The 20,555-nt window shown below is 56.9% G+C and carries 13 protein-coding genes and 4 pseudogenes; 9 read left to right on the top strand and 8 right to left on the bottom strand.

Annotated features, from left to right (window positions below):
- Positions 1 to 68 precede the first annotated feature (68 nt).
- Entirely contained in the window at positions 69 to 1,127 is a 1,059-nt protein-coding gene (gene lplAB, locus RSAL33209_RS09235) for a lipoate-protein ligase LplAB (RefSeq protein WP_049759086.1), read from the top strand.
- Positions 1,128 to 1,298: 171 nt separating this feature from the next.
- Here the strand turns inward: lplAB and RSAL33209_RS09230 are convergent, their stop codons facing one another.
- The 3 genes and pseudogenes from RSAL33209_RS09230 to RSAL33209_RS09220 all read right to left on the bottom strand — a co-directional run bounded on the left by RSAL33209_RS09230 (position 1,299) and on the right by RSAL33209_RS09220 (position 5,476).
- Complete coding sequence (locus tag RSAL33209_RS09230; RefSeq protein WP_012245491.1) at positions 1,299 to 1,706, bottom strand: RidA family protein; 408 nt, start codon at positions 1,704 to 1,706, stop codon at positions 1,299 to 1,301.
- Between the two features lie 46 nt (positions 1,707 to 1,752).
- Positions 1,753 to 4,379, bottom strand: a pseudogene (gene pepN / locus RSAL33209_RS20040) (aminopeptidase N).
- A gap of 65 nt (positions 4,380 to 4,444) precedes the next feature.
- The gene (locus RSAL33209_RS09220; RefSeq protein ID WP_012245488.1) at positions 4,445 to 5,476 is read right to left on the bottom strand and encodes a YeiH family protein; all 1,032 of its coding nucleotides are present in this window, start codon (positions 5,474 to 5,476) and stop codon (positions 4,445 to 4,447) included.
- Positions 5,477 to 5,562: 86 nt separating this feature from the next.
- Between RSAL33209_RS09220 and RSAL33209_RS09215 the strand changes: the two are divergent.
- From RSAL33209_RS09215 to RSAL33209_RS09205, 3 genes and pseudogenes are all read left to right on the top strand, one after another.
- Positions 5,563 to 7,113, top strand: a pseudogene (locus RSAL33209_RS09215) (circularly permuted type 2 ATP-grasp protein).
- 60 nt (positions 7,114 to 7,173) lie between these two features.
- The gene (locus RSAL33209_RS09210) at positions 7,174 to 8,100 is read left to right on the top strand and encodes an alpha-E domain-containing protein (RefSeq protein WP_041684635.1); all 927 of its coding nucleotides are present in this window, start codon (positions 7,174 to 7,176) and stop codon (positions 8,098 to 8,100) included.
- Positions 8,097 to 8,949 (top strand): annotated as a pseudogene (locus RSAL33209_RS09205) (transglutaminase family protein). The gene RSAL33209_RS09210 and the pseudogene RSAL33209_RS09205 overlap by 4 nt, the downstream one beginning before the upstream one ends.
- A 102-nt stretch (positions 8,950 to 9,051) precedes the next feature.
- On the opposite strand, the gene RSAL33209_RS09200 reads toward RSAL33209_RS09205, so the two are convergent.
- On the bottom strand, positions 9,052 to 10,467 hold the full coding sequence (locus RSAL33209_RS09200) for an SDR family NAD(P)-dependent oxidoreductase (protein ID WP_411740998.1): 1,416 nt from the start codon (positions 10,465 to 10,467) through the stop codon (positions 9,052 to 9,054).
- 117 nt (positions 10,468 to 10,584) lie between these two features.
- Positions 10,585 to 11,821, bottom strand: a pseudogene (gene glgC, locus RSAL33209_RS09195) (glucose-1-phosphate adenylyltransferase).
- 114 nt (positions 11,822 to 11,935) lie between these two features.
- On the opposite strand from glgC, the gene glgA reads away from it, so the two are divergent.
- The gene (gene glgA, locus RSAL33209_RS09190; RefSeq protein ID WP_041685514.1) at positions 11,936 to 13,135 is read left to right on the top strand and encodes a glycogen synthase; all 1,200 of its coding nucleotides are present in this window, start codon (positions 11,936 to 11,938) and stop codon (positions 13,133 to 13,135) included.
- 37 nt (positions 13,136 to 13,172) lie between these two features.
- On the opposite strand, the gene gad is transcribed toward glgA, so the two are convergent.
- Positions 13,173 to 14,573 (bottom strand): glutamate decarboxylase, encoded by a 1,401-nt coding sequence (gad, locus tag RSAL33209_RS09185; protein WP_012245480.1) that lies wholly within the window; start codon positions 14,571 to 14,573, stop codon positions 13,173 to 13,175.
- 171 nt (positions 14,574 to 14,744) lie between these two features.
- On the opposite strand from gad, the gene RSAL33209_RS16285 reads away from it, so the two are divergent.
- Genes RSAL33209_RS16285 through RSAL33209_RS16275 form a run of 3 tightly spaced genes read left to right on the top strand, consistent with a single transcriptional unit; the run spans position 14,745 to position 15,861 of the window.
- Positions 14,745 to 15,089 carry a carboxylesterase family protein gene (locus RSAL33209_RS16285; RefSeq protein ID WP_049758950.1) on the top strand — a complete coding sequence of 115 codons (345 nt, stop codon included), beginning with the start codon at positions 14,745 to 14,747 and terminating at the stop codon, positions 15,087 to 15,089.
- Complete coding sequence (locus tag RSAL33209_RS16280) at positions 15,082 to 15,375, top strand: carboxylesterase family protein (protein ID WP_012245478.1); 294 nt, start codon at positions 15,082 to 15,084, stop codon at positions 15,373 to 15,375. The genes RSAL33209_RS16285 and RSAL33209_RS16280 overlap by 8 nt, the downstream gene beginning before the upstream one ends.
- The gene (locus RSAL33209_RS16275) at positions 15,376 to 15,861 is read left to right on the top strand and encodes an alpha/beta hydrolase family protein (protein WP_012245477.1); all 486 of its coding nucleotides are present in this window, start codon (positions 15,376 to 15,378) and stop codon (positions 15,859 to 15,861) included.
- Positions 15,862 to 16,223: 362 nt separating this feature from the next.
- Here the strand turns inward: RSAL33209_RS16275 and RSAL33209_RS09170 are convergent, their stop codons facing one another.
- The gene (locus RSAL33209_RS09170) at positions 16,224 to 18,314 is read right to left on the bottom strand and encodes an acyl-CoA dehydrogenase family protein (protein ID WP_012245476.1); all 2,091 of its coding nucleotides are present in this window, start codon (positions 18,312 to 18,314) and stop codon (positions 16,224 to 16,226) included.
- Positions 18,311 to 19,006 carry a TetR/AcrR family transcriptional regulator gene (locus tag RSAL33209_RS09165; RefSeq protein ID WP_012245475.1) on the bottom strand — a complete coding sequence of 232 codons (696 nt, stop codon included), beginning with the start codon at positions 19,004 to 19,006 and terminating at the stop codon, positions 18,311 to 18,313. The genes RSAL33209_RS09170 and RSAL33209_RS09165 overlap by 4 nt, the downstream gene beginning before the upstream one ends.
- A gap of 94 nt (positions 19,007 to 19,100) precedes the next feature.
- Here RSAL33209_RS09165 and RSAL33209_RS09160 point away from each other — a divergent pair, with 94 nt between their 5' ends.
- Positions 19,101 to 20,555: an acetyl-CoA C-acetyltransferase gene (locus RSAL33209_RS09160; protein WP_012245474.1), complete on the top strand. Its 1,455-nt coding sequence runs from the start codon at positions 19,101 to 19,103 to the stop codon at positions 20,553 to 20,555.

Below are 20,555 nucleotides of genomic sequence, written 5' to 3'. Positions count from 1 at the left end.
AACGCACTAAGCTAGATTTGAGATTTGAACGGCGTATTGCGGCTCAGAAGGAGTCTTGATTGGCTGAAATGGCGACCTTCCATGGTGAGGACAAGGTACCGGGCGGAAAACTTGTCGTTGCTGATTTAGAGGTCTCCGACGGGGTTCTGCAGGGAGTGTCGATCAATGGTGATTTCTTCTTGGAGCCAGATGAGGCGCTTGATGAAATCAATGCCGCCTTGACCGGACTATCAGTGGAAACTTCTGCCCGAGAATTGGCAGCTGCCGTAGGCGGTGGTTTGCGTCCAGATGCCGTGTTGTTCGGCTTTTCGGCCGAGGCAGTTGCCGTGGCGGTACGTCGCGCACTGAAGAAGGCCACCACCTGGGCAGATCACGAATTCGAGATCATTCCGCCAACCCCGCTGGACACCTATCAGCATGTGGCGATGGACGAGGTCCTCACCAGACAAGTCGGTGCGGGCCTGCGCAAACCTACGCTGCGGTTCTGGGAGTGGCAGGCGCCGTCGGTGGTTATTGGCAGCTTCCAGTCGGTGCGCAACGAGGTCGACGCCGAAGGTGCGGAACGCTTCGGTGTCACCGTGGTGCGTCGAATTAGCGGTGGCGGCGCGATGTTTATGGAACCCGGCAACGCGATTACCTACTCGCTTTATGTGCCGCAAAGCCTGGTTGACGGCCTGAGCTTTGCTGATTCTTACCCGTTTTTGGACAGCTGGGTGATGGCAAGTTTGGCCAAACTCGGTATTTCTGCACACTATGTGCCGCTTAACGATATTGCTACGGATCAAGGAAAAATCGGCGGCGCAGCGCAAAAGCGGTTTAGCAATGGTGGCATGTTGCACCACGCATCGATGTCCTATGACATCGATGCGGACAAAATGACTCAGGTGCTGCGGATTGGCAGAGAAAAGCTCTCTGACAAGGGCATCGCTTCGGCGAAAAAGCGGGTAGACCCGCTGAGACGGCAAACTGGATTGGCTCGAGAGGCCATCATCGACACTATGATGACCACTTTCGAGGAGCTCCATACCGCTAAGCGAGTATCCCTTTCCGCAGCAGATATCGATGCGGCAAATGATTTAGTTACCGCAAAGTTCTACACTGACCGCTGGATGTATCGCGTTCCCTAGGCCAGCCATGATCGACAGCAAGTCATGATCGACGCTGGTACTCAGTGCCGCGTTCGATTCAATTTCGCCGTGCATCCGTTCTAGCCGTGCGCGTGCTCCGCCAAGGGCATCCGAACCGAGCAGTATTCGCAATGGCGGCAGCACCGAAGACGAAGCACTACGCGGGCTTAGCTAAGCCGATTCAACTCGCTGTCCAAGCGCCACAGCTTCTACCTCGACGAGCTGGTTTTGGTAGCCCAAGATTGTCACACCAAGCAACGTGCTTGGCGCATCGTACGAGCCCATAGCGGAGCGAACTTCGGTCCAGGCCGCGACTAAATCTGCCAGGTTGTTGCTGGCCACGAAAACCGTCGTTTTGAGTACTGACGCTAAGTCCGAGCCAGCAGCGGCCAACGCAAGCGACAGATTTTTCATGCACAAGGCAGCTTGTTCGCTGACATCAAATTCGGGCACGGTGCCGTCAGGATCTAGCGGACAAGCTCCAGCGGTGAACACCAGTCGAGAGCTTTCGGTCGATGCCGCATAGGCGTACTCCGCGACTTCGGACAGTTTGGTACTGCGATGCAATCTGACCGTCATACCGCGAGAATATCAGCGCTTAACTTTTCTGCTCAGGTATTTCTGCTCAGGCGAGTTGGGCCCGCAGTGCTCGCTGAAGCCCGTCAAGTGACTCGATCAGGATCCGGCGCAGTGCAGCCGGAGCCTCAGGATGGGCGGTCAGTCAGTCAGTAGCTAGCACTACGACGTGGTGCTTTTCGAGCGCTAATCCTGGTTCCGCGTCTTGACTGGGGAAGAGTCCGCGCACGATTCGGCTGGATATCAATACTCCGGCTTGCCCAGACTGACTCCAGCACCGAGAAATACTTCGCCTGGTACGTGGCGAGCAGCGCATCGGAGCCAGCTCGGAATCCTTCGATTGTCGCGGTAATCTGCGCGTTCGAAAGATCATCAGCGTCCACAACTTGTTGCCAAGCAGCCGCTTTCACACCGGCCTCGGGCTGGGCCGCTACCGCGCATCGGTGGCCAATGGCCGCCGTCGAACTCTGGTCTTTCGCTAGCTCTGCGTCGAGCTCAGCCAAATCAGCGGAGCCGTTCGCGGCCAGTGCTTGCAGGATCCGCCACCGCAAGTCTGAGTCGATGCTCAGGCCCGCCGGACCTGATCCTTGCAGCGTTGCTCGCAACAGTTCATTGCGCTCGGACGTTGCTCGGCTCAGAACTGCGAAGCTTCGAGCCCAGGCAAGTTTCACGTCCGATCCGGCTGAGGCAGTCTGCAGTTGTTCCGAGACCGTTTCGAGGAGCTTTTTGCGCAGTTCATCGCGCTGAGCCACTGGCGTATACGAATTCACCGCGGTGCGCGCGGTTTCTAGGAGTGTCGCCAGCACGCCGTCTTCGGTTTCGCCCGGCGTGAAGCGGCAGATTGCCGTGACGTAGTCATCGGCGGAGAGCACGGCGTCCCGGGTCATATTCCAAAGCGATGACCAGCACAGGGCCCTAGCTAGCGGGTCCGTTATTCGGTCAAGCGAAGTCAACACGGTGCGTAAAGAGTGCTCATCGAAACGAACTCTGACGTAGCTGAGATCTTCATCATTCGGCAGCAATAGTTCAGGCTGCTGGACACCAACGAGCGCAGATACCTCAACCGATTCGCCGGAGAGATCGACGTCAACTGAGCCGGTCCGCTCTAGCGCACCGGAGGCTGTTGTGGCGTAAAGGCCTAGACGCAATAAATGTGGTCTCAGTGAGACTTTGCCACTTACCGGGTCGGCCGCATCCTGATGCAACGTGACCGCGCTGTAGTGCCCGTCGGCGGTCTGCACCGAGGCGCTAAGCGTGGAGATACCCGATGTTTGCAGCCAGGCCGCTGCCCAAGCATCCATGTCTCGTCCGGAGGCCGAGCTCAAAACGCGGAGGAAGTCATCCAGGGTGGTGTTACCAAAGGCGTTTTTTGAAGTATTGCCGTGCCGCTGCGAAGAACGCTTCTGGGCCAACACAGGCCACCAGCTGTTTGAGCACCGAGGCGCCTTTGGCATAGGTGATGCCGTCAAAGTTTTGCTTTGCGGCCTCCAAATCGACGATGTCGGCAACAATCGGATGCGTGCTGGGCAATTGATCCTGGACATAAGCCCAGGCTTTGCGGCGATTGGCGAAGCTGACCCAGGAGGCTTCGCCCCAATCAGTGGCCTCAGCTACCGCTAGCGTGCCCATGTAATCGGCAAAGGACTCTTTCAACCACAGATCGTCCCACCAGCGCATGGTGACCAAATCACCAAACCACATGTTTGCCATCTCGTGCATCAAGGTGTTGGCTCGTTGCTGGTACTGAATATCGGTTGCTCGCGAAGTAAAGACATAGGCGTCGGTGAAGGTGACTAGGCCGGGGTTTTCCATCGCGCCCAGGTTGTACTCCGGGACAAAAGCCTGATCGTATTTGCCAAACGGGTACGGGTACTCGAACTGGGTGTGAAAGTAATCCAGTCCTTTTCGGGTCAAATCAAAAACGGCATCCGCGTCGAAACTGCTTGCCATCGACGTCCGGCAATAGGCAGCGAGCGGAACCTCGACGGCGCCGGACCAATGCGATTCTAACCGGGTGTATTCGCCGGCCAAGATGCAGGTGATGTAGATGGAAATTGGCTCAGTTTGCGCGAAGGTCCAACGGCTTAGCTCAGCAGCGCTCTCCAGAGCAACAACTGATTCTTCGGCTCCGTTAGAAGCAACGAGCCAAGATGACGGTGCGATCACTTCGAAGCGGTATCTCGCCTTAAGATCAGGTTGCTCGAAATTCGCAAAGACTCGGCGTGCATCAGCAGGTTCATACTGGGTGTAGAGATAGAGCTTGCCATCTTCTGGGTCCTGATAGCGGTGCAAGCCTTCACCGCTGCGCGAGTAGTCAGCGGTAGCGGTGACAATAACCTGATTTTCAGCCTGCAGGCTGGGCAATTCGATCCGAGCCCCTTGATAGGAGACCGGCAGGTCTCGACCATTCAAATTCACTCGCTGCACCGACTGACCAACAAAGTCTAGGAAGGTCGAAGTCTCCGGCTGAGCGCTGAAGGTGATGATGGACTGGGCGGTGAAGCCAAGTTGCGGAGCATCGATAGCGTTCCGCAGATCCACGGTGACGTGGTAGTCGTGGGCTTGCACGGTCCTTGCACGGTCCTTGCACGGTCCTTGCACGGTCCTAGCGCGGTCAGCGGCTTCGGCTCGGCTCAGATTCAAGGGCTTGGGAGGTGAATTCAGGCACCAGGACATCTAATCACGAGACCCCGGTCACAGCGACAATCCGCGCGGTCGCTAAACCGAAATAGTCGGAATGTTCAGCTCGCCATCAGATGCACTGCGGCCAAGCCCAGCCCGGCAATAAGCAGCCAAGAGACCAGAGCCATTGCCGCTGCTCGGACTCCGGCCGCGAGCAGTTCCCGTACTCGCACGGCCGATCCGAGACCAAAGAGCGCTGCACCTAAGACGATGTCTTGTAATACGGAGCCAATTTCCAACATTGACGGGCTGAGCCAGCCGGTGCTGCCTAGCACGATCATCGCCAAAAATCCGACGACGAACAACGGGACAATCGGCGGAAATTTCCCCGTTCGCGCGGTATCCGTCCCTGGTTGACGCCGTCGTTCAAGCAATGATGCAGCGGCAATCATCGGTGCCAGCAAAATTACCCTGGTCAGCTTGATAACGATCGCGGCCGCAAGTGCACCAGCACCCGCTGTTTGCGCGGCAGCCACTACCTGGCCGACGTCGTGAACTGAGGCTCCGGTCCATTGGCCAAATTGCAGCGGCGTCAGACCCAACGGGCCTATAAGCAACGGAAGTGCGCCAATAGCTAGCGTGCCGCAGAGGGTCACTAGGGCGATCGGAAGCACGGTATCGCGTTGTTTAGTGCCACGGACTGCCGCCATGGCACCGATAGCCGAGGCACCACAGATCGAAAATCCGGTGGCGATCAACAACGGTGCATCGCCGGGCAGCCGGCAAAGCTTGCCCAAAGCCCAAGTACCGGCAAAACAAATCACCACCAGCCCGACGATAATCGCAACGGTCCGCCAACCCAGGCCCAAAAGATCGCTGAGAACTAGTTTCAGGCCCAAGAAAACAATGCCAGCGCGCATGAGATGTTTGCCAGCGGCGTTGAGGCCGGGGCGAAGAATGCCAAAAAACGGTACTGATAAGCCGGGTAAATTCGCCGCCAAGATACCGAGCACCACGGCAACGGTCATGGCTGGAAGCGCTGGAATAAGCCAATGCACGGCCAACGCTAGAACGACGACGGCAAAGCTCGCGAGGATTCCAGGGGCGAGCGCACGGGCAGAGTCGGCAAAAGCTTGGGCGGAGCGAGGCACTGTTCCACTCTAGTCATATTGGGCACATGAGCTGTCGCCGACGTGCCGATGCTGATTTCGGCGGCAAAAGGTGGCAAGGTAATCCCATGTCAGCCGAGTTGTTCCAAGATTATGAAGCCGCCATTGCCCGAAGTGGCGCATTCGACGAGATGTTCACACCCGAGGTGCGTCCGCGAGATTCGTATCGTCAAATTGGGCATGCGCTCAATGAACTGACGCTCGCCGACGTCAGTGCCCGGGCAGATTCGATGGCAAGAACCTTCTTGGACCGTGGAGTCACCTTTGATTACGCCGGCTAGGAGCGGCCGTTTCCGCTCGACATTGTGCCCAGAGTCATCGGCGCGGAGGAATGGTCCGTACTGGAAAAGGGCGTCGCTCAACGGGTTCGCACATTTGAAGCTTTTTTGAACGATGTGTACGACAAAATGAACATGGTTTCGGACGGCGTGGTGCCGCGATCCTTGATTACTACGAGCGCACATTTTCATCGGCAAGTTGCCGGATTCACTCCGGCAGGGGGAGTGCGGGTGCATGTCTCCGGCATCGATGTGATCCGAGATCAGGCCGGCACCTTTCGAGTACTCGAAGATAACGTTCGGGTGCCCAGCGGGGTCTCTTACGTGCTAGAAAATCGTCGAGCAATGGCCAAAGGCCTTCCGGAAGCGTTTGGTCAGCAGAAGATCCGCCCGGTTGAAGAGTACCCGCGCCGCTTGCTTTCAGCTTTGCGTAAAACCGCACCGCAAGGCGTTGACGACCCAACCGTCGTCGTCCTGACTCCTGGAGTGTTAAACAGCGCCTATTTTGAGCACACCTTGTTGGCCGGCTTGATGGGCGTGGAGCTGGTCGAAGGGCGGGACCTCATTTGCCGTGGTAACCGGGTCTACATGCGAACTACTGCTGGTGAACAACGAGTAGATGTGATTTATAAGCGAATCGATGACGAGTTTTTGGATCCATTGCAATTTCGCTCGGACTCAATGCTGGGTTGTCCAGGGCTGGTCAATGCTGCGCGTGCTGGCGGGGTCACGATTGCCAATGCGGTGGGTAACGGTGTGGCGGATGACAAGTTGGTCTATTCCTACCTGCCTAATCTCATTCGGTACTACCTTGGCGAGGAACCGGTTATTGCCAATGTAGACACCTTCCGACTTGAGGAGCCGGAAGCTCGCGAGCAGGTGCTGGACAGGCTAGATGAGCTTGTCGTCAAACCAGTGGACGGGTCCGGAGGTAAAGGGCTAGTTATTGGTCCGGACGCTTCGGCTGCTGAACTGGCTGCTTTGCGGAAACGAATTTTGGCTGACCCGCGCGGCTGGATTGCGCAACCAGTTTTGCAACTGTCCACTGTGCCAACACTTTCCGGCGACCGCTTTGGCCCAAGACACGTTGACTTGCGGCCATTTGCCATCAACGACGGCGAGGACATCTGGGTATTGCCCGGTGGTCTGACCAGAGTGGCGCTCAAGGAGGGATCCTTGATCGTCAACTCATCGCAAGGCGGCGGTTCAAAAGATACCTGGGTGCTTTCGGATTCGCCGGTAGAACCCTTCGAGCGGGTACCACGGGCTACCGCTGTTCGTGAGCGAGTTTCAGTATGGCCCATTGAATCAAACTGGCAAGATCGGCAGGCGGACCAATGACCAAGCCCGGTGCCCAACAAATAGCTACTAACACGCGGAGAGTTGCCCGAGGAGGCCGGAATGCTTAGTCGAATTGCCGAGTCACTCTTTTGGATCGGACGCTATGTCGAGCGAGCCGACGGTACGGCACGAATTTTGGACGTCCACTTGGAGCGGCTAAACCATATGCCGGCTGATGAGCAACGCAGCGTTGCCCAAGAGTTACTGGCCGTGATGGGTGTACGCGCTCAAGAAGAAGAATCCGGACTCAACGAATTGCTGCACGCCCTTGCCTACGATCGGCACAGCGCCACCTCAATTTCTGGATCCCTTGGTGCCGCTCGCGAGAACGCGCGCCGCGCTCGCGAGACGGTGTCATCGAGTTTGTGGGAAAGCCTCAACACGACCTATTACGGTCTGAACCAACACCGAAAAGACGTGGTGGGCACGTACCGCTTCTGCAACTGGGTACTGGAACGCACTGCCATGGTGCGCGGGCTGGCTGACACCACGGTGAGCCACGATGAATCCTGGCAGTTTCTAGTGCTCGGTAGATCGTTAGAGCGGGCAGATATGACGGCTCGGATGCTCTCCACCAGAGATGTGCTTTCCGCTGGTATGTCCTGGGTGAACATGTTGCGCTGCGCGGGTGCCTATGAGTCATTTCTGTGCACGCGGCGTGCCGCCTTTAGCGATGAGCATGCCGCCGAGTTCTTGCTCCTGGACCGGTTGTTTCCGCGGTCAATTGTTTACGCATTGCGAGACGCCGATGACTGTCTGGCACGACTGGACCCTTCAGCGCAGCGCGTTGGTTTTATCAACGACGCTCGGCGAATAGTCGGCCAGGCTCGAACCTTCTTAGAGTTCCACCGGACAGATGATCTGATGAGCGAACTACCGGAACATATGGAGCGCGTGCAAAAAGCAGTCTCGCAAGCATCGGATGCCATTTCCCGGAAATATTTCAACCAAGCGGCTGATTTGGCCTGGATCGGAGAGCTCTCATGAGCCGATTGCGGATTGAACACAGTACTCGCTACCAGTACAACAAACGGGTTACTTTGTCCTATAACGAAGCCCGAATGACACCGGTGACTGATCCTCAGCAGGTGGTTCTCGAATCGGTACTGAAAGTGACGCCAAACCATGCCTCGGTGAGCTCCTACCGAGATTACTGGGGCAGCCGAGTCACGGCCTTTGATATGCAGCTGCCACACGACTATTTGGAGGTTACGGCTTCCAGCACCGTGGAGGTCTACCGCTCAGGTCGCGTGGCAAACGACGACGACGTGCTGGACTGGGCAGAACTCCGATCGGCTAAGACCGCGGACGCCTTCAGCGATTGGTTGCCACAGACTCGCTTGAGTAGCACGGGAGGCGAGGTCGAGGCTTTGGTCGCGGACGCCGTCGTCGGACTGGATCCGCATCGGGCCGCCATGGCGGTCTTCGAGTGGATGCGCGGCGAGATGGAATACGTCAAGGGCGTCACGGGGGTGCACACCAGCGCAGAGGAGGCCTGGCTGGAGCGCAAGGGCGTTTTTCAGGACCTGGCACATGTTGGCATTGGCGCGCTGCGCTCGCTGGGTATTCCTACTCGATACGTCTCTGGGTACATCCATCCCAAAGCTGATGCTGAGATGGGTCAAGTTGTTTCGGGACAATCGCATGCCTGGCTGGAATGGTGGGACGGGGAATGGCGTTCATGGGACCCGACCAATCACAAGCCGGCTGGGGATTTACATGTTTCGGTTGCGCGTGGTCGAGACTTATCGAGACGTGCCTCCGCTCAAAGGCGTGCTCTCGGGCGGCGGCGGCTCCGCGCTCGACGTCCGGGTACAGATCACTCAGCTCGTCTAATTCGCAACCAGGAACTTGCAATAACCCCAAACGCTGCACCACTTTTGGTCGTTATGAAGCACTTATAGCGACCAAAAGTGGTGCAGCGTTTTGAATTGTGCGTTACCAGGGACTCGGTTTGAAGTCCTTCAAGAAGCTGCCGTGTAAGTCCACTCCTGCCTCGCCCATCACGATCAGATCATAAACGCGAGCGGCGCCATCGACTAGATCTAGCGGGGCGTGGAAGCCTTCATCGGCAAGCCGGACTTTCGTGAAGTTCGGTCTTTCGTCGGTAATCCAGCCAGTGTCGACGGCGGACATCAGAATCCCATCCGTGTCCAGCATCTCTTGAGAGCTGGTTCGAGTCATCATGTTCAACGCGGCTTTCGCCATATTGGTATGCGGGTGCCCTGGGCCTTTATAAGCGCGGGAGAACTGGCCCTCCATTGCGGAGACATTCACAATGTACTTTCGGTGCGCAGCAGAGCGTCGCATTGCGGGCCGAAGCCTGGACACCAACAAGAATGGCGCCGTGACGTTGCATAACTGAACCTCAAGCATCTCCAGCGGATCGACTTCGTCGACCACCTGGGTCCACGAGTTGATCCGAGCTTGATCAGGGACTAACCCGCCGGCGTCGATCGCGGTGCCAGCTTCGATCCGCTCCAAGGATGCAGAACCGGTAGACAGGGCCAGCGAGGTGATCGCATCGGCTGCCAGCACTGGATGTTCATTGACCGAACTCGCCAAAGCCAAAGGATATATATCGTGTGCGTGGCCGAAGGTCAGGATTTTAGGCATTCGGGCGGCCAGATCTGAACTAATCGGCTCGATTTCTGCATCGATCAGCGGCTGATATGCACCAGAGCTGCGCCGCACTGTTTGTGCCGCATTATTGATCAGGATGTCCAGGGGACCGGCCTCGTTGAGCGAGTCAGTTAGCGCCATCACTTGGGCGGGATCGCGGAGGTCAATGCCCACAATTTCCAACCGATCTAGCCAATCGGCAGAATCCTCCATAGCCGCGAACCGACGCGCTGCATCTTGCGGGAACCGCGTAGTGATGGTGGTGTGCGCACCATCGCGCAGCAGCCTCAGCGCAATATACATGCCAATTTTGGCTCGGCCACCGGTCAGAAGAGCACGCCGTCCGGAAAGGTCCGTGCGGGCATCACGTTTGCTGTGGTTGAAGGCCGCACATTCTGGGCAGAGCTGGTGGTAGAAATAGTCCACCTGGGTGTACGGCTGCTTGCAGATGTAGCAAGGCCGCGGACGAATCAAAGTGCCAGCAACTTCGCCGGTTGCTGACGACTGAAGTTTATTGCCGCGGGTTTCGTCATCGATCCGATCGGGCGCGGCGGTAGCAGTGAGCGCAATTACTGCTTGATCTGCGGCATTGACGGCATCGCGCTTGCTGGTGCGACGGTAGCGCTTGACCGCTTTGAACATTTTGCCGGTAGCCCGGCGCACTGCGACATAGCGGGGGTCTTCTTCATCCAAAAGATGAACCGCGCCGAGCACCTCGACGGCGGTATCAATCTGCGCAGCGGTTAGCTGTTCTGCTGCTAATTCCGCTTCGGCAGTTTCTTCGCTCACGGGTACATAATCTTGCTCTGGATTACTCACCCGCCAATTTTACCGGCTCAGCCGGACTCCTCAGTCCGGTACTTCTTGGCCCTTGGCTAGCACGGTAATTCCAGACTCAGTCACCTTGAAGCCGTGGGCAGCATCGAGAACCGGATCGACGCCGATTTTAGCACCAGCCGGAATGCGGACATTTTTGTCCAGAATCGCTTTGTGTACCACAGCACCAGGACCAATAGAGACCTTGTCCATCAGCACCGAATCGGTGACAATCGCGCCGTCGGCCACGTAGACATCGTGCCCCAGCACGCTGCCGGAGACGTTGCCACCGGATATCACCACGCCATTGGCCACGATCGAATCCTCGGCGACGCCCGCCGTCGTGCTTCCGCGGACCAACTTTGCCGGCGGCGAAATTGATTGCCTGGTGTAGATGGGCCATTCCAAGTTGTACAGATTGAAAACCGGCAGCGGCGAGATAGAGGTCCATTTGAGCGTCGTAGTAGGAATCAATCGTGCCTACGTCGCGCCAATAGTATCGATCTCGCTCCGTTGCGCCCGGAATGTCATTGTGGTTGAAGTCGTAGACTCCGGCTTCGCCACGTTCCACCAGATACGGGATGATGTCGCCGCCCATATCGTGTTTGGTGTCGAGCTGCTCAGCGTCGTGACGGAGCGCATCAAGTAAAGCGTCGGTGTCAAAGACGTAGTTGCCCATGGAGGCGAGAAATTGTTCCGGGTCTTCTGCTAGCCCCTGCGTTTGCGCCGGCTTCTCAACAAATGCCGCGATCTTTGTTGGATCTTCCGGATCAGTTTCGATCACGCCAAATGACGGCGCGAGTTCCAGCGGCTGCCGCACTCCAGCCACCGTGACTGCCTTGCCGGAAGCAATATGCTGCTCAACCATTTGCGAGAAGTCCATCCGATACACATGGTCTGCGCCCACGACGACGATGTCCGGCTGCGCATCGTGAATCAGATTGAGCGACTGATAGATAGCGTTCGCACTGCCTAGGAACCAGCTCTTACCAAATCGCTGCTGCGCAGGTACCGAGGCAATGTAGTTGCCCAGCTGCGTGGACATTCGCCAGGTCTCGGAGATGCGCCGGTCAAGTGAATGCGATTTGTACTGGGTTAGGACCACAATTTGCCGGTAACCAGAATTGACCAAGTTGGATAACGCAAAGTCGATCAACCGGTAGCCGCCGGCGAATGGTACTGCCGGTTTTGCTCGATCTGCCGTCAAGGGCATCAGCCGATTGCCCTCGCCACCAGCTAGCACAATGGCCAAAACCTTTGTGACCGCCATTTCAGATCCCCTCTGCCGTCTATGGAGTTTTTCAGCCTGCCGCTTTGCTGTGCCGGATCAACGCTGAACATCTTCACACTAGGACACTGAGCTTAGATGCACTACCGTTTGAGCGTGCGCATTGACATTGTGACTAAAGAATTCCCGCCTGAGATCTACGGCGGGGCAGGAGTACACGTAGCGGAGCTGTCCCGAGTGCTTGCGGCGTCGGTAGATTTGCACGTCCACGCCTTTGGCGCACCACGACCCGCCGAATTCCATGGTGCTTCGGTGAGCTCGTATGGGCAGCCAGCAGGGCTAGCGAACGCGAACCCCGCGCTACAGACGCTCGGTGTGGACCTGGAGATCGTGCCGAATATTGCCGGTGCCGATGTAGTGCATTCACACACTTGGTACGCCAATATGGCTGGTCATCTGGCCTCGCTTCTGCATGGAATTCCGCATGTTTTGAGTGCGCATTCGCTTGAACCACTGAGGCCGTGGAAAGCGGAGCAACTCGGCGGGGGATACGCGGTGTCCTCCTGGGCGGAAAGAACCGCTTATGAGTCTGCAGCAGCGATTATCGCGGTCTCGGCCGGAATGCGCGATGATATTTTGCGTTGTTACCCGAAGGTGGACCCGGCAAAGGTCAAAGTGGTGCACAACGGCGTGGACACCCAGGTTTGGCAGCGAAATGAAGATCACGAGGCAGTGCGCGTATTGGGCGTTGACCCCGAACGCCCAAGCGTTCTCTGGGCGGGCCGAGTTACCCGGCAGAAAGGTCTGCCCTATCTGTTGCGGGCTGCTGCTCTCTTGCCGCCGGAAGCACAACTTGTCTTGTGTGCCGGCGCAGCGGATACGGCTGAGCTAGCCGCCGAAGTGGCTGGGTTGATTGATCAGCTCAAAGCGACGCGGGGCGAAGACAGCGTGGTGCTTATTGAACGGATGTTGCCGCGCACCGAGCTTATCCATTTGCTTTCGCAGGCCACCGTCTTCGCCTGCCCGTCAATTTACGAGCCGCTGGGCATTGTGAATTTGGAAGCTATGGCCTGCGGAGCTGCCGTAGTCGCCAGTGCCACCGGCGGCATCCCCGAAGTAGTTGACGACGGCGTGACCGGCCTTTTGGTGCCGCTGGCGCAGGTGACCGATGGCAGCGGCACGCCGCTTGATCCCGAAGCATTTGTTGCTGAATTTGCGGCGGCACTTAACGCGGTATTGAGTGATGCAAACAGTGCCCGGGAAATGGGTGCGGCCGGTCGTCGTCGAGCGGAGCCGAACTTCTCTTGGGACTCGATTGCTGAGCAAACTCTTGAAGTTTATCGATCGGTGCTCTGACTTAGCCTCGCGCCGATGGGTACTTGGTATTGAGGGCTTAGTGCCGGAAACCGGTGGATTCGCGGTTTGTTGAAACCGGGGCCGGTAGTGACTCCAGATAGGCGACCTGTTCGCGGAAATCGCCCAGGAAATCAGCGGCCAGATTCTTGCTGAAACCGCTGCGGACCACTATGCGTTGCACCGTAATATTTTCAAGGTCTGCTGGCATCGGATAGGACGGCACTTGCCAGCCGCTCATTCGCAATCGATCTGAGAGCTGATGTAAGTCCCAGTGACGTTCTGGATCTGGTTTGAGCCGCCAGGCAAAGACCGGAATATCAGAGCCGTCGTTCCACAGCTCGAAGGGCTCCATGCCGGCAATTTCGCCGGAAAGGTAGAGCGCCACTTCGCGGCAAGCGTTCTGGACAGCTTCGAAGCCGTCAAAACCTAAGCGCAGGAATTGGTAGTACTGCAGTAACACTTGGGCTCCCGGCCGGGAGAAATTCAGTGCGAACGTTGGCATATCACCACCGAGATAGCTGACTCGGAAAACCAGGTCCTCTGGTAGCAGGCTGGCATCGCGCCAGACGATCCAACCTACGCCGGGGTACACCAAGCCATATTTGTGGCCGGAAATATTAATCGAGGAAACACGCGGTACATGGAAGTCCCATTCAAGATCGGGTTGCAAAAAAGGCGCGATCATCGCGCCGGACGCGCCATCAACATGGATGCGCACATCCAGTCCAGTATTGGCTTGAATCTGGTCCAGAGCCGCGGCGATCTGCTGAACTGGCTCGTACATTCCGGTGTAAGTCACGCCCAGGATGGCTACAACGCCAATGGTATTTTCGTCAACGTATTTGTCAAGATCATGGCCGTCGAGGACTCGGTGCTCTTCAGAGATTGGTACGTATCTCGGCTCGACATCCCAGTAGTTGCAAAACTTTTCCCAACAGACTTGCACCGCCGAGCTAAGCACCAGGTTCGGTTTGTCGGTTGCAAGTCCTGCGGCGCGCCGCGCGTGTTGCCAGCGGCGTTTTAGTGCCAATCCGCCAAGCATGCAGGCTTCGGAGGAGCCAATGGTGGAGGTGCCGATTGCCTTTTCCGCATTGGGTGCATTCCATAACGTCGCTAATATTCGCCAACAGCGGGTTTCAATCGCTGCGGTATGCGGATATTCATCCTTGTCGATCATGTTTTTGTCGGCAGATTCAAGGTAGAGCTGGTTAGCGTGCTCGTCCATCCAGGTGCCAACAAATGTGGCCAGGTTTTGCCGCGCATTGCCATCTAACATCGCGTCATCATGGACTATTTGATAGGCGGTCTCCGGGAGGGAACCTTCTTTCCGAAGCGTGAACTTGGGAAATTCGGTGCGTTCACCCGGTCGAGTAAAAAGGGGGTTCAAATCGATCGGTTGCTGGTCGTCCCGGTCGGGCCTTGATCCGGTGCTGCGCATCTGCGCTTCCTCTCTTCGTTTTTCTCAGGCTAGCTGGTTGATCAAATTGCGCCAGCTCCGTCAGCTGATGGTTTGCCCAGAATGCGCAGCTCGAGCACGCACTACCAGAGATAGACTTTCGCCAAGATCCCCTGACAGGGCCGGAATGCTGGATTGCAGAAAGGCAGATCGATGCCCCACGATCGCACGCTGGTACAGACTGAATCGGGACCGGTTCGGGGTGAAATGACCGACGGCGTGCTGCGATTTCTTGGCATTCCGTACGCAGCAGCACCGTGGGATGAGCTGCGTTTCAAAGCACCACAGCCGGTGCAATGGACTGAGGTCCGCGCGGCTACCGCTTATGGAGCCACCGTCCCGCAGTTGCCGTATCCGGGGCAGCTCGGTGAATTGTTGCCGCCCAGCTCGATTCGGGGCGCAGAAGTATTGAACTTGAACGTTTGGACCCCCAATTCGGAGCCGGATCAACTCAAACCAGTGCTGTTTTGGATTCATGGCGGGCGGTGCCTTGACTAGAGGGTCGAACTCGCTGGGTCTCTATGAAGGTACGTCCTTTGCGCAACACGACGTTGTTGCCGTGTCAGTGAATTATCGTCTGGGCTTGGAAGGTTTTTCCTTGCTGCCCGAGGTGCCACCAAACCTGGGCGTGGCAGATTTGCTCGCGGCGCTGCGCTGGGTCTCGCAGAACATTGCCAACTTTGGCGGAGATCCACGACGGATCACCATAGCTGGCCAATCGGCTGGTGGCGCTATGGTGGCTGCGTTATTGGCTTGCGCGCAGGCTGAAGGGCTGTTTTCATAAGTGATCATCCAAAGCGGCCCCATCGCGTTTGCGCCGCGCGCTGAAGCAGAAAGACTTACCAAATATGCCGCAAAGAACCTTGGCATCCCGGCAGATCGCGCGAGCTTCGCAAAGGTCTCACCACTGCGCTTAGCGAAAGCCGCTGCCTTAGCCATCGCGCCAAGACTGCAACGAGCAACCGTTAGCGCAGTGGCTGATGGCGTTCTGATAGCGGGGGACCCACTGGCTGAAACCAGTTCGGCTCGAGCCTCAGCGCGGATTCCGGTGCTTGCCGGTTGGACAGCTGATGAGCTCAGGTTGTGGTTCAAAGCAGAAGATCTGGAGGCGATGTCTTGGCTCAAAGCGGCAGTTCTTGCGGCGACCGGTGCGAAGACTCCGCCGTGGCGATTTTGGCGCGAGCACCGTAAGAATCCAAAAATGACCGCTGGCGACTTAGTAGTGCAACTGACCGGGCGGGAGATCCTGGCGTCGCCGGCGGAAAAATGATGACTGGACGATTCCAGCAGGGCGCTGCACCCGGTTGGCTTTACGAGTTCAAGTGGAAGTCACCGGTCCGAAGATTAGGTGCCGCCCACGCGATGGAACTGGGTTTTGTGTTCAATACCTTGAATTCTTCGGAATCGAGTGCCTTGACCGGGCCCAACCCGCCGCAAGAGCTAGCCGAACAAATGCACAATGCTTGGCTGAAATTCATTAAGCAAGGTGACCCCGGCTGGCCCAGCTGGCAGCCTGCTAGCGAACCGTTCTCTTTTCAACGCAGATTAGTCCGATTGGTGCACACAAGGTGTTGGCATGCGAAACGGCAGCAGGAACCATTCCTGCTGCCGTTTCAAAAACTTCGCCAGAAACTACTTTTTAGCGGCTTTTGCGGCCTGACGTTCCTTGAGTAGCAGCACCTTTTCATCAATCGGTGATCCACCACTAGCCCGCTGCACGCGGAAATACTCGGCAGCTTCATCTTGGCGGACCTTTTCCTGCCCCGAAGAAATTGGTGCGCGCAAGTGTTCTTGCGTATAGCCAAAGGATTCAACCAAGTCCAAGGCGTGCGGACGAATTTTTGCGAGCAATCTATTGATGTACTCGCCGACGGTCCGCCCACGCTGCATCGAAATTCGACCGTTCATGAGGTACCAGGAGAGGTGCTTCTCAATCAGGCCCAAGCCGAACAGGTCACGCAACCAGGTGAGTACTTCTTTGGTCTTCGGACCTTCAATTTTCTTGATGCCTGCGGTGAAGGCTTCCCATTGCAGGAGTTCGGCATGCGCACGAGCAGCTTCGACGAGTTCATCTTGGTGTTGATTGAAGACCGCCGCTGCTTTAGCTTTTGGTAGCCTAGCCGCGTCTTTGAGCACGCCGCCTACTTCGGCAACCATGCCTTGAACTCGCTCGTTGAGCAGAGCGCGTTGACTTTCTTCGTCCTTGAGCGCCGTGGCAGAACGCTGCACTGAACCGGTATCGGCAACAAACTGGGCAACCTGGCGTAGCCCAGTTTTGTTGATTGCGACGTCGGCGGCTTGACCAAAGGCGTAACGTGCCATCACGCCAAAATCCACATTGCGGAATTCTTTGGCGTAGTCGGTTAGTAAGCGCTTGGCAACCAATTGCAAAAGAATCGTATTGTCGCCCTCAAACGTTGCGTAAATATCCAAGTCTGCGCGGAGCGAAGTGAAGCGGTTTTCGACCAGGAATCCGGCACCACCGCAGGCTTCGCGGCATTCTTGCAAGGTATCTAGCGCATGCCAGGTAGACAAGGACTTTAGCCCTGCAGCGAGCGTTTCCAGGTCTTGGCGATCTTCATCGGTATCGTGTGCACCAGAGAAGACGTCGTCGAACTTTTGCAATAGCTCTTCGTGCGCAAAGCTGGCGGCATAAGTGGTGGCCAATCGGCTGAAAAGCCGACGCTGGTGCCGTTGATAGTCCAGCAGCACTTCTTCTTCAATGTCAGAAGTGGCGTTGAATTGGCGGCGTTGCGCCGCGTAGGTGATAGCGATTTGCAGCGCCACTTTGGACGCCGCGACGGAGGCACCGTCGAGTGAAACTCGACCTTGAACTAGCGTGCCGATCATGGTGAAGAACCGGCGTCCAGGGCTGGCAATCGACGAAGTGTACTCGCCGTCTTCGTCAACGTTTCCGTAGCGGTTCAGCAAGTTAGTACGGGGGACTCGCACCTGGTCGAAGTGCAAACGGCCATTGTCGATGCCATTGAGCCCGCCTTTGATACCGTCGTCCTCGCCGCAAACCCCGGGCATGAACTGATGCGTTACCGGATCGCGAAGTTGGACGTAAAACGCGTGCACGCCATGGCTAACGCTCTTGGTGATCAGCTGAGCAAAGACCACTGCAGCCAGCCCGTCAACTGCGGCGTTGCCGATGTAGTCTTTCCACGCGGCTCGGAACGGGGTGTGAATGACAAACTCATCAGTAGCTTCATCGTAGGTTGCTGTGGTGGCGATGGAAGCGACATCGGAGCCGTGGCCGGTTTCGGTCATCGCAAAGCAGCCGGGAACTTCTAAACTCATGATGCCAGGCAGCCATTTATCCTGGTGTTCTGTGTTGCCCAAATGCATCACCGCTGAGCCGAATAGCCCCCACTGCACGCCGGCCTTGATCTGCAATGACGGGTCTGCCGTGACCATCTCTTCGAAGCCAGCAACATTGCCGCCGTGGTCCTCATCGCCGCCCAAACGCTTGGGGAAGGCCCGGTGCACGGCTTTGAGGTCAACCAATAGTTTCAGCTGGTTGAAGGCGCGTGCGCGGTGTTCAAAGTGGGTGAGCCCTTCGACCTTGAATGCTCGTGAATCTTTGGCCGCTTCACGAGCGATCTTGCGGATATGCGCCCATTTACCGAGCAATAGCTCGCCAAGTTCGGCGGTATCAATACGAGCCTCTGAACTCTCAGTTGAACCTGCGAGGTCGTCGCGAGTGGTTGTTTCGGTCATCGTGATCCTCTTTTTTCGGGTGAGATTAGTTCTGAACTTATTCCGGTAAAAAGCCATCTAGTGATGTTGTCTGCCATTGATTCGGCATCTGGTCGAGTCTTTGGGTCGCTAGTGAGCCACAATTCGCCTGCGGTGCGAACCATGCCAATAGCTGCTGTGGGCCAATAGGTGCCCAAAGCGGAATCTGCGCCGCCTAAATGCTCACCTAGTGGCGAAGAAACCATGCCGATGATCGCATCAAAAAAGTTACCAAGTGCGCCCGTTGCATGCGTGATGTCCTGAGTGAACATTGATTCGCCTTTGAGGCTTTGCGTGGCAAAGACATAAACATTGGGGGAGGTCTGGGCCATCTGCAAATAGGCGGAAACCATATTGTTTAGACCTTGTTCCGGTGTGGTCGCAGTTTGTGCGGCCGCCAAAACCTTTTCTTGCATACGGTGAATGACCATCTCGCCCATTGCTTGTTGCAATCCAGCTTTATCGCCAAAATACCGGTAAAACACTGATTTTGACGTTCCCGCAGCAGCGGCAATGTCCTCCATTGAAGCATCGGCGCCAAGCTTGTGCACCGCGTGCCGTGCGGATTTCATCAAAGTCCGGCGACGTTGCTCACGGTGTGTGGCCCAACGCGCGTTGCGTCCGTCGACTGGCTCGGTCTCGGAAGCGTCAATAAGTGCGTCTGCGGTGTTCACGATACTCAGCGTATCAGGTACGCTAGGTATCGGTAACCTACTTTGTCTGCGGAATCGCAGCGAGTGGACGAGGAACGTGAATCAGGAGCAGCTCATGGCCGGCGCAACAAGCAACACCCCACGGAACCGCAGTAACACTCAAAGCACGAATGCCCAGAGCTCAGGCAACCAGGGCACTAGCAAGCCAGCCGGGAACGAAGCGCCGCAACAAGAGCATTCGCTCGCGGCCAAACACCACACGGCTCGCGATGCGGTGGTCATTGGTGGCAACCGTATTCCTTTCGCACGCACTGGCGGCGCTTATACCTATGCCTCGAATCAGAGCATGCTCACCGCTGCCCTTGATGGGCTGGTAGCTCGATTTGGTCTGCAAAATGAGCGAATCGGTGAAGTTGCAGCGGGTGCGGTGCTCAAACACTCTCGCGATTTCAATTTGGCGCGTGAATCAGTACTCGGCTCGGCCCTGTCAGCAGAAACGCCCGCCTATGACTTGCAGCAGGCCTGCGCAACTGGCTTGGAAGCTGTGCTGGGCTTGGCTAATAAGATCAAGCTCGGTCAGATCGACTCGGCCATTGCTGGCGGCGTTGACTCCGCATCAGACGCGCCGATCGCGGTCAGCGAGCATTTACGCACCATTTTGTTGGACCTTAATCGAGCAAAGACCACGGGCCAGAAGCTGAAGCTGCTCAGCAAGATTCGGCCTAAAGACTTGGCTCCGAATGCACCCGGCACGGGCGAGCCTCGGACCGGATTGTCCATGGGCGAGCACCAGGCAATCACCACTGCGCAATGGAAGGTCACTCGCGAGGCTCAAGATGAATTGGCGATGGCTAGCCATAAGAATCTTGCCACTGCGTATGGTCGCGGTTTCTTTGATGATCTAATGACGCCGTACAAAGGTCTGGTCAAAGACTCCAACCTGCGCGCGGATTCTTCGATGGAAAAGCTGGCCAAACTTTCGCCAGTATTCGGTAAACGCTTGGGCACGCCCGCAACCATGACTGCGGGCAACTCGACGCCGCTGACCGATGGTGCTTCCACAGTGCTATTGGGCAGTGAAGAGTGGGCCAAGTCTAAAGACCTACCGATTTTGGCTCGCGTTATTGATGGCGAAGCCGGTGCGGTCGATTTTGTGCACGGCAAAGACGGACTCTTGATGGCGCCGGCGTTCGCAGTGCCGCGTCTGTTGGCCCGTAACGGACTGAGGCTGGGCGATTTTGATTTTTACGAGATCCACGAAGCATTTGCTGGCACCGTGTTGAGCACGCTTGCGGCTTGGGCGGACGAGAAGTTTGGCCGTGAACGGCTTGGCTTGGATGGCGCTTTTGGCAGCATCGACCGCAGCAAGCTCAATGTGAATGGCTCCTCGTTGGCCGCAGGCCACCCCTTTGCTGCCACTGGTGGTCGCATTGTTGCTTCGCTGTCCAAAATGCTGCACGAAAAAGGTTTGGTTGACGGCCGACCGGCGCGTGGACTGGTATCGGTCTGTGCTGCTGGTGGGCTTGGCGTAGTGGCAATCTTCGAAGCATATGTGCCGGAGGCTAAATAA

The organism is Renibacterium salmoninarum ATCC 33209, from assembly GCF_000018885.1.
GTDB classification, from domain to species: Bacteria; Actinomycetota; Actinomycetes; order Actinomycetales; family Micrococcaceae; genus Renibacterium; species Renibacterium salmoninarum.
This window is presented reverse-complemented; position numbering and strand designations above follow the sequence as displayed.

Bases quoted from the DNA above. Each gene is read 5' to 3' on its own strand.
- gad (WP_012245480.1), bottom strand. From the start codon at position 14,573: ATGCGCAGCACCGGATCAAGGCCCGACCGGGACGACCAGCAACCGATC.
- RSAL33209_RS09160 (WP_012245474.1), top strand. From the start codon at position 19,101: ATGGCCGGCGCAACAAGCAACACCCCACGGAACCGCAGTAACACTCAA.
- RSAL33209_RS09210 (WP_041684635.1), top strand. From the start codon at position 7,174: ATGCTTAGTCGAATTGCCGAGTCACTCTTTTGGATCGGACGCTATGTC.
- RSAL33209_RS09170 (WP_012245476.1), bottom strand. From the start codon at position 18,314: ATGACCGAAACAACCACTCGCGACGACCTCGCAGGTTCAACTGAGAGT.
- RSAL33209_RS16285 (WP_049758950.1), top strand. From the start codon at position 14,745: ATGCCCCACGATCGCACGCTGGTACAGACTGAATCGGGACCGGTTCGG.
- lplAB (WP_049759086.1), top strand. From the start codon at position 69: ATGGCGACCTTCCATGGTGAGGACAAGGTACCGGGCGGAAAACTTGTC.
- RSAL33209_RS09230 (WP_012245491.1), bottom strand. From the start codon at position 1,706: ATGACGGTCAGATTGCATCGCAGTACCAAACTGTCCGAAGTCGCGGAG.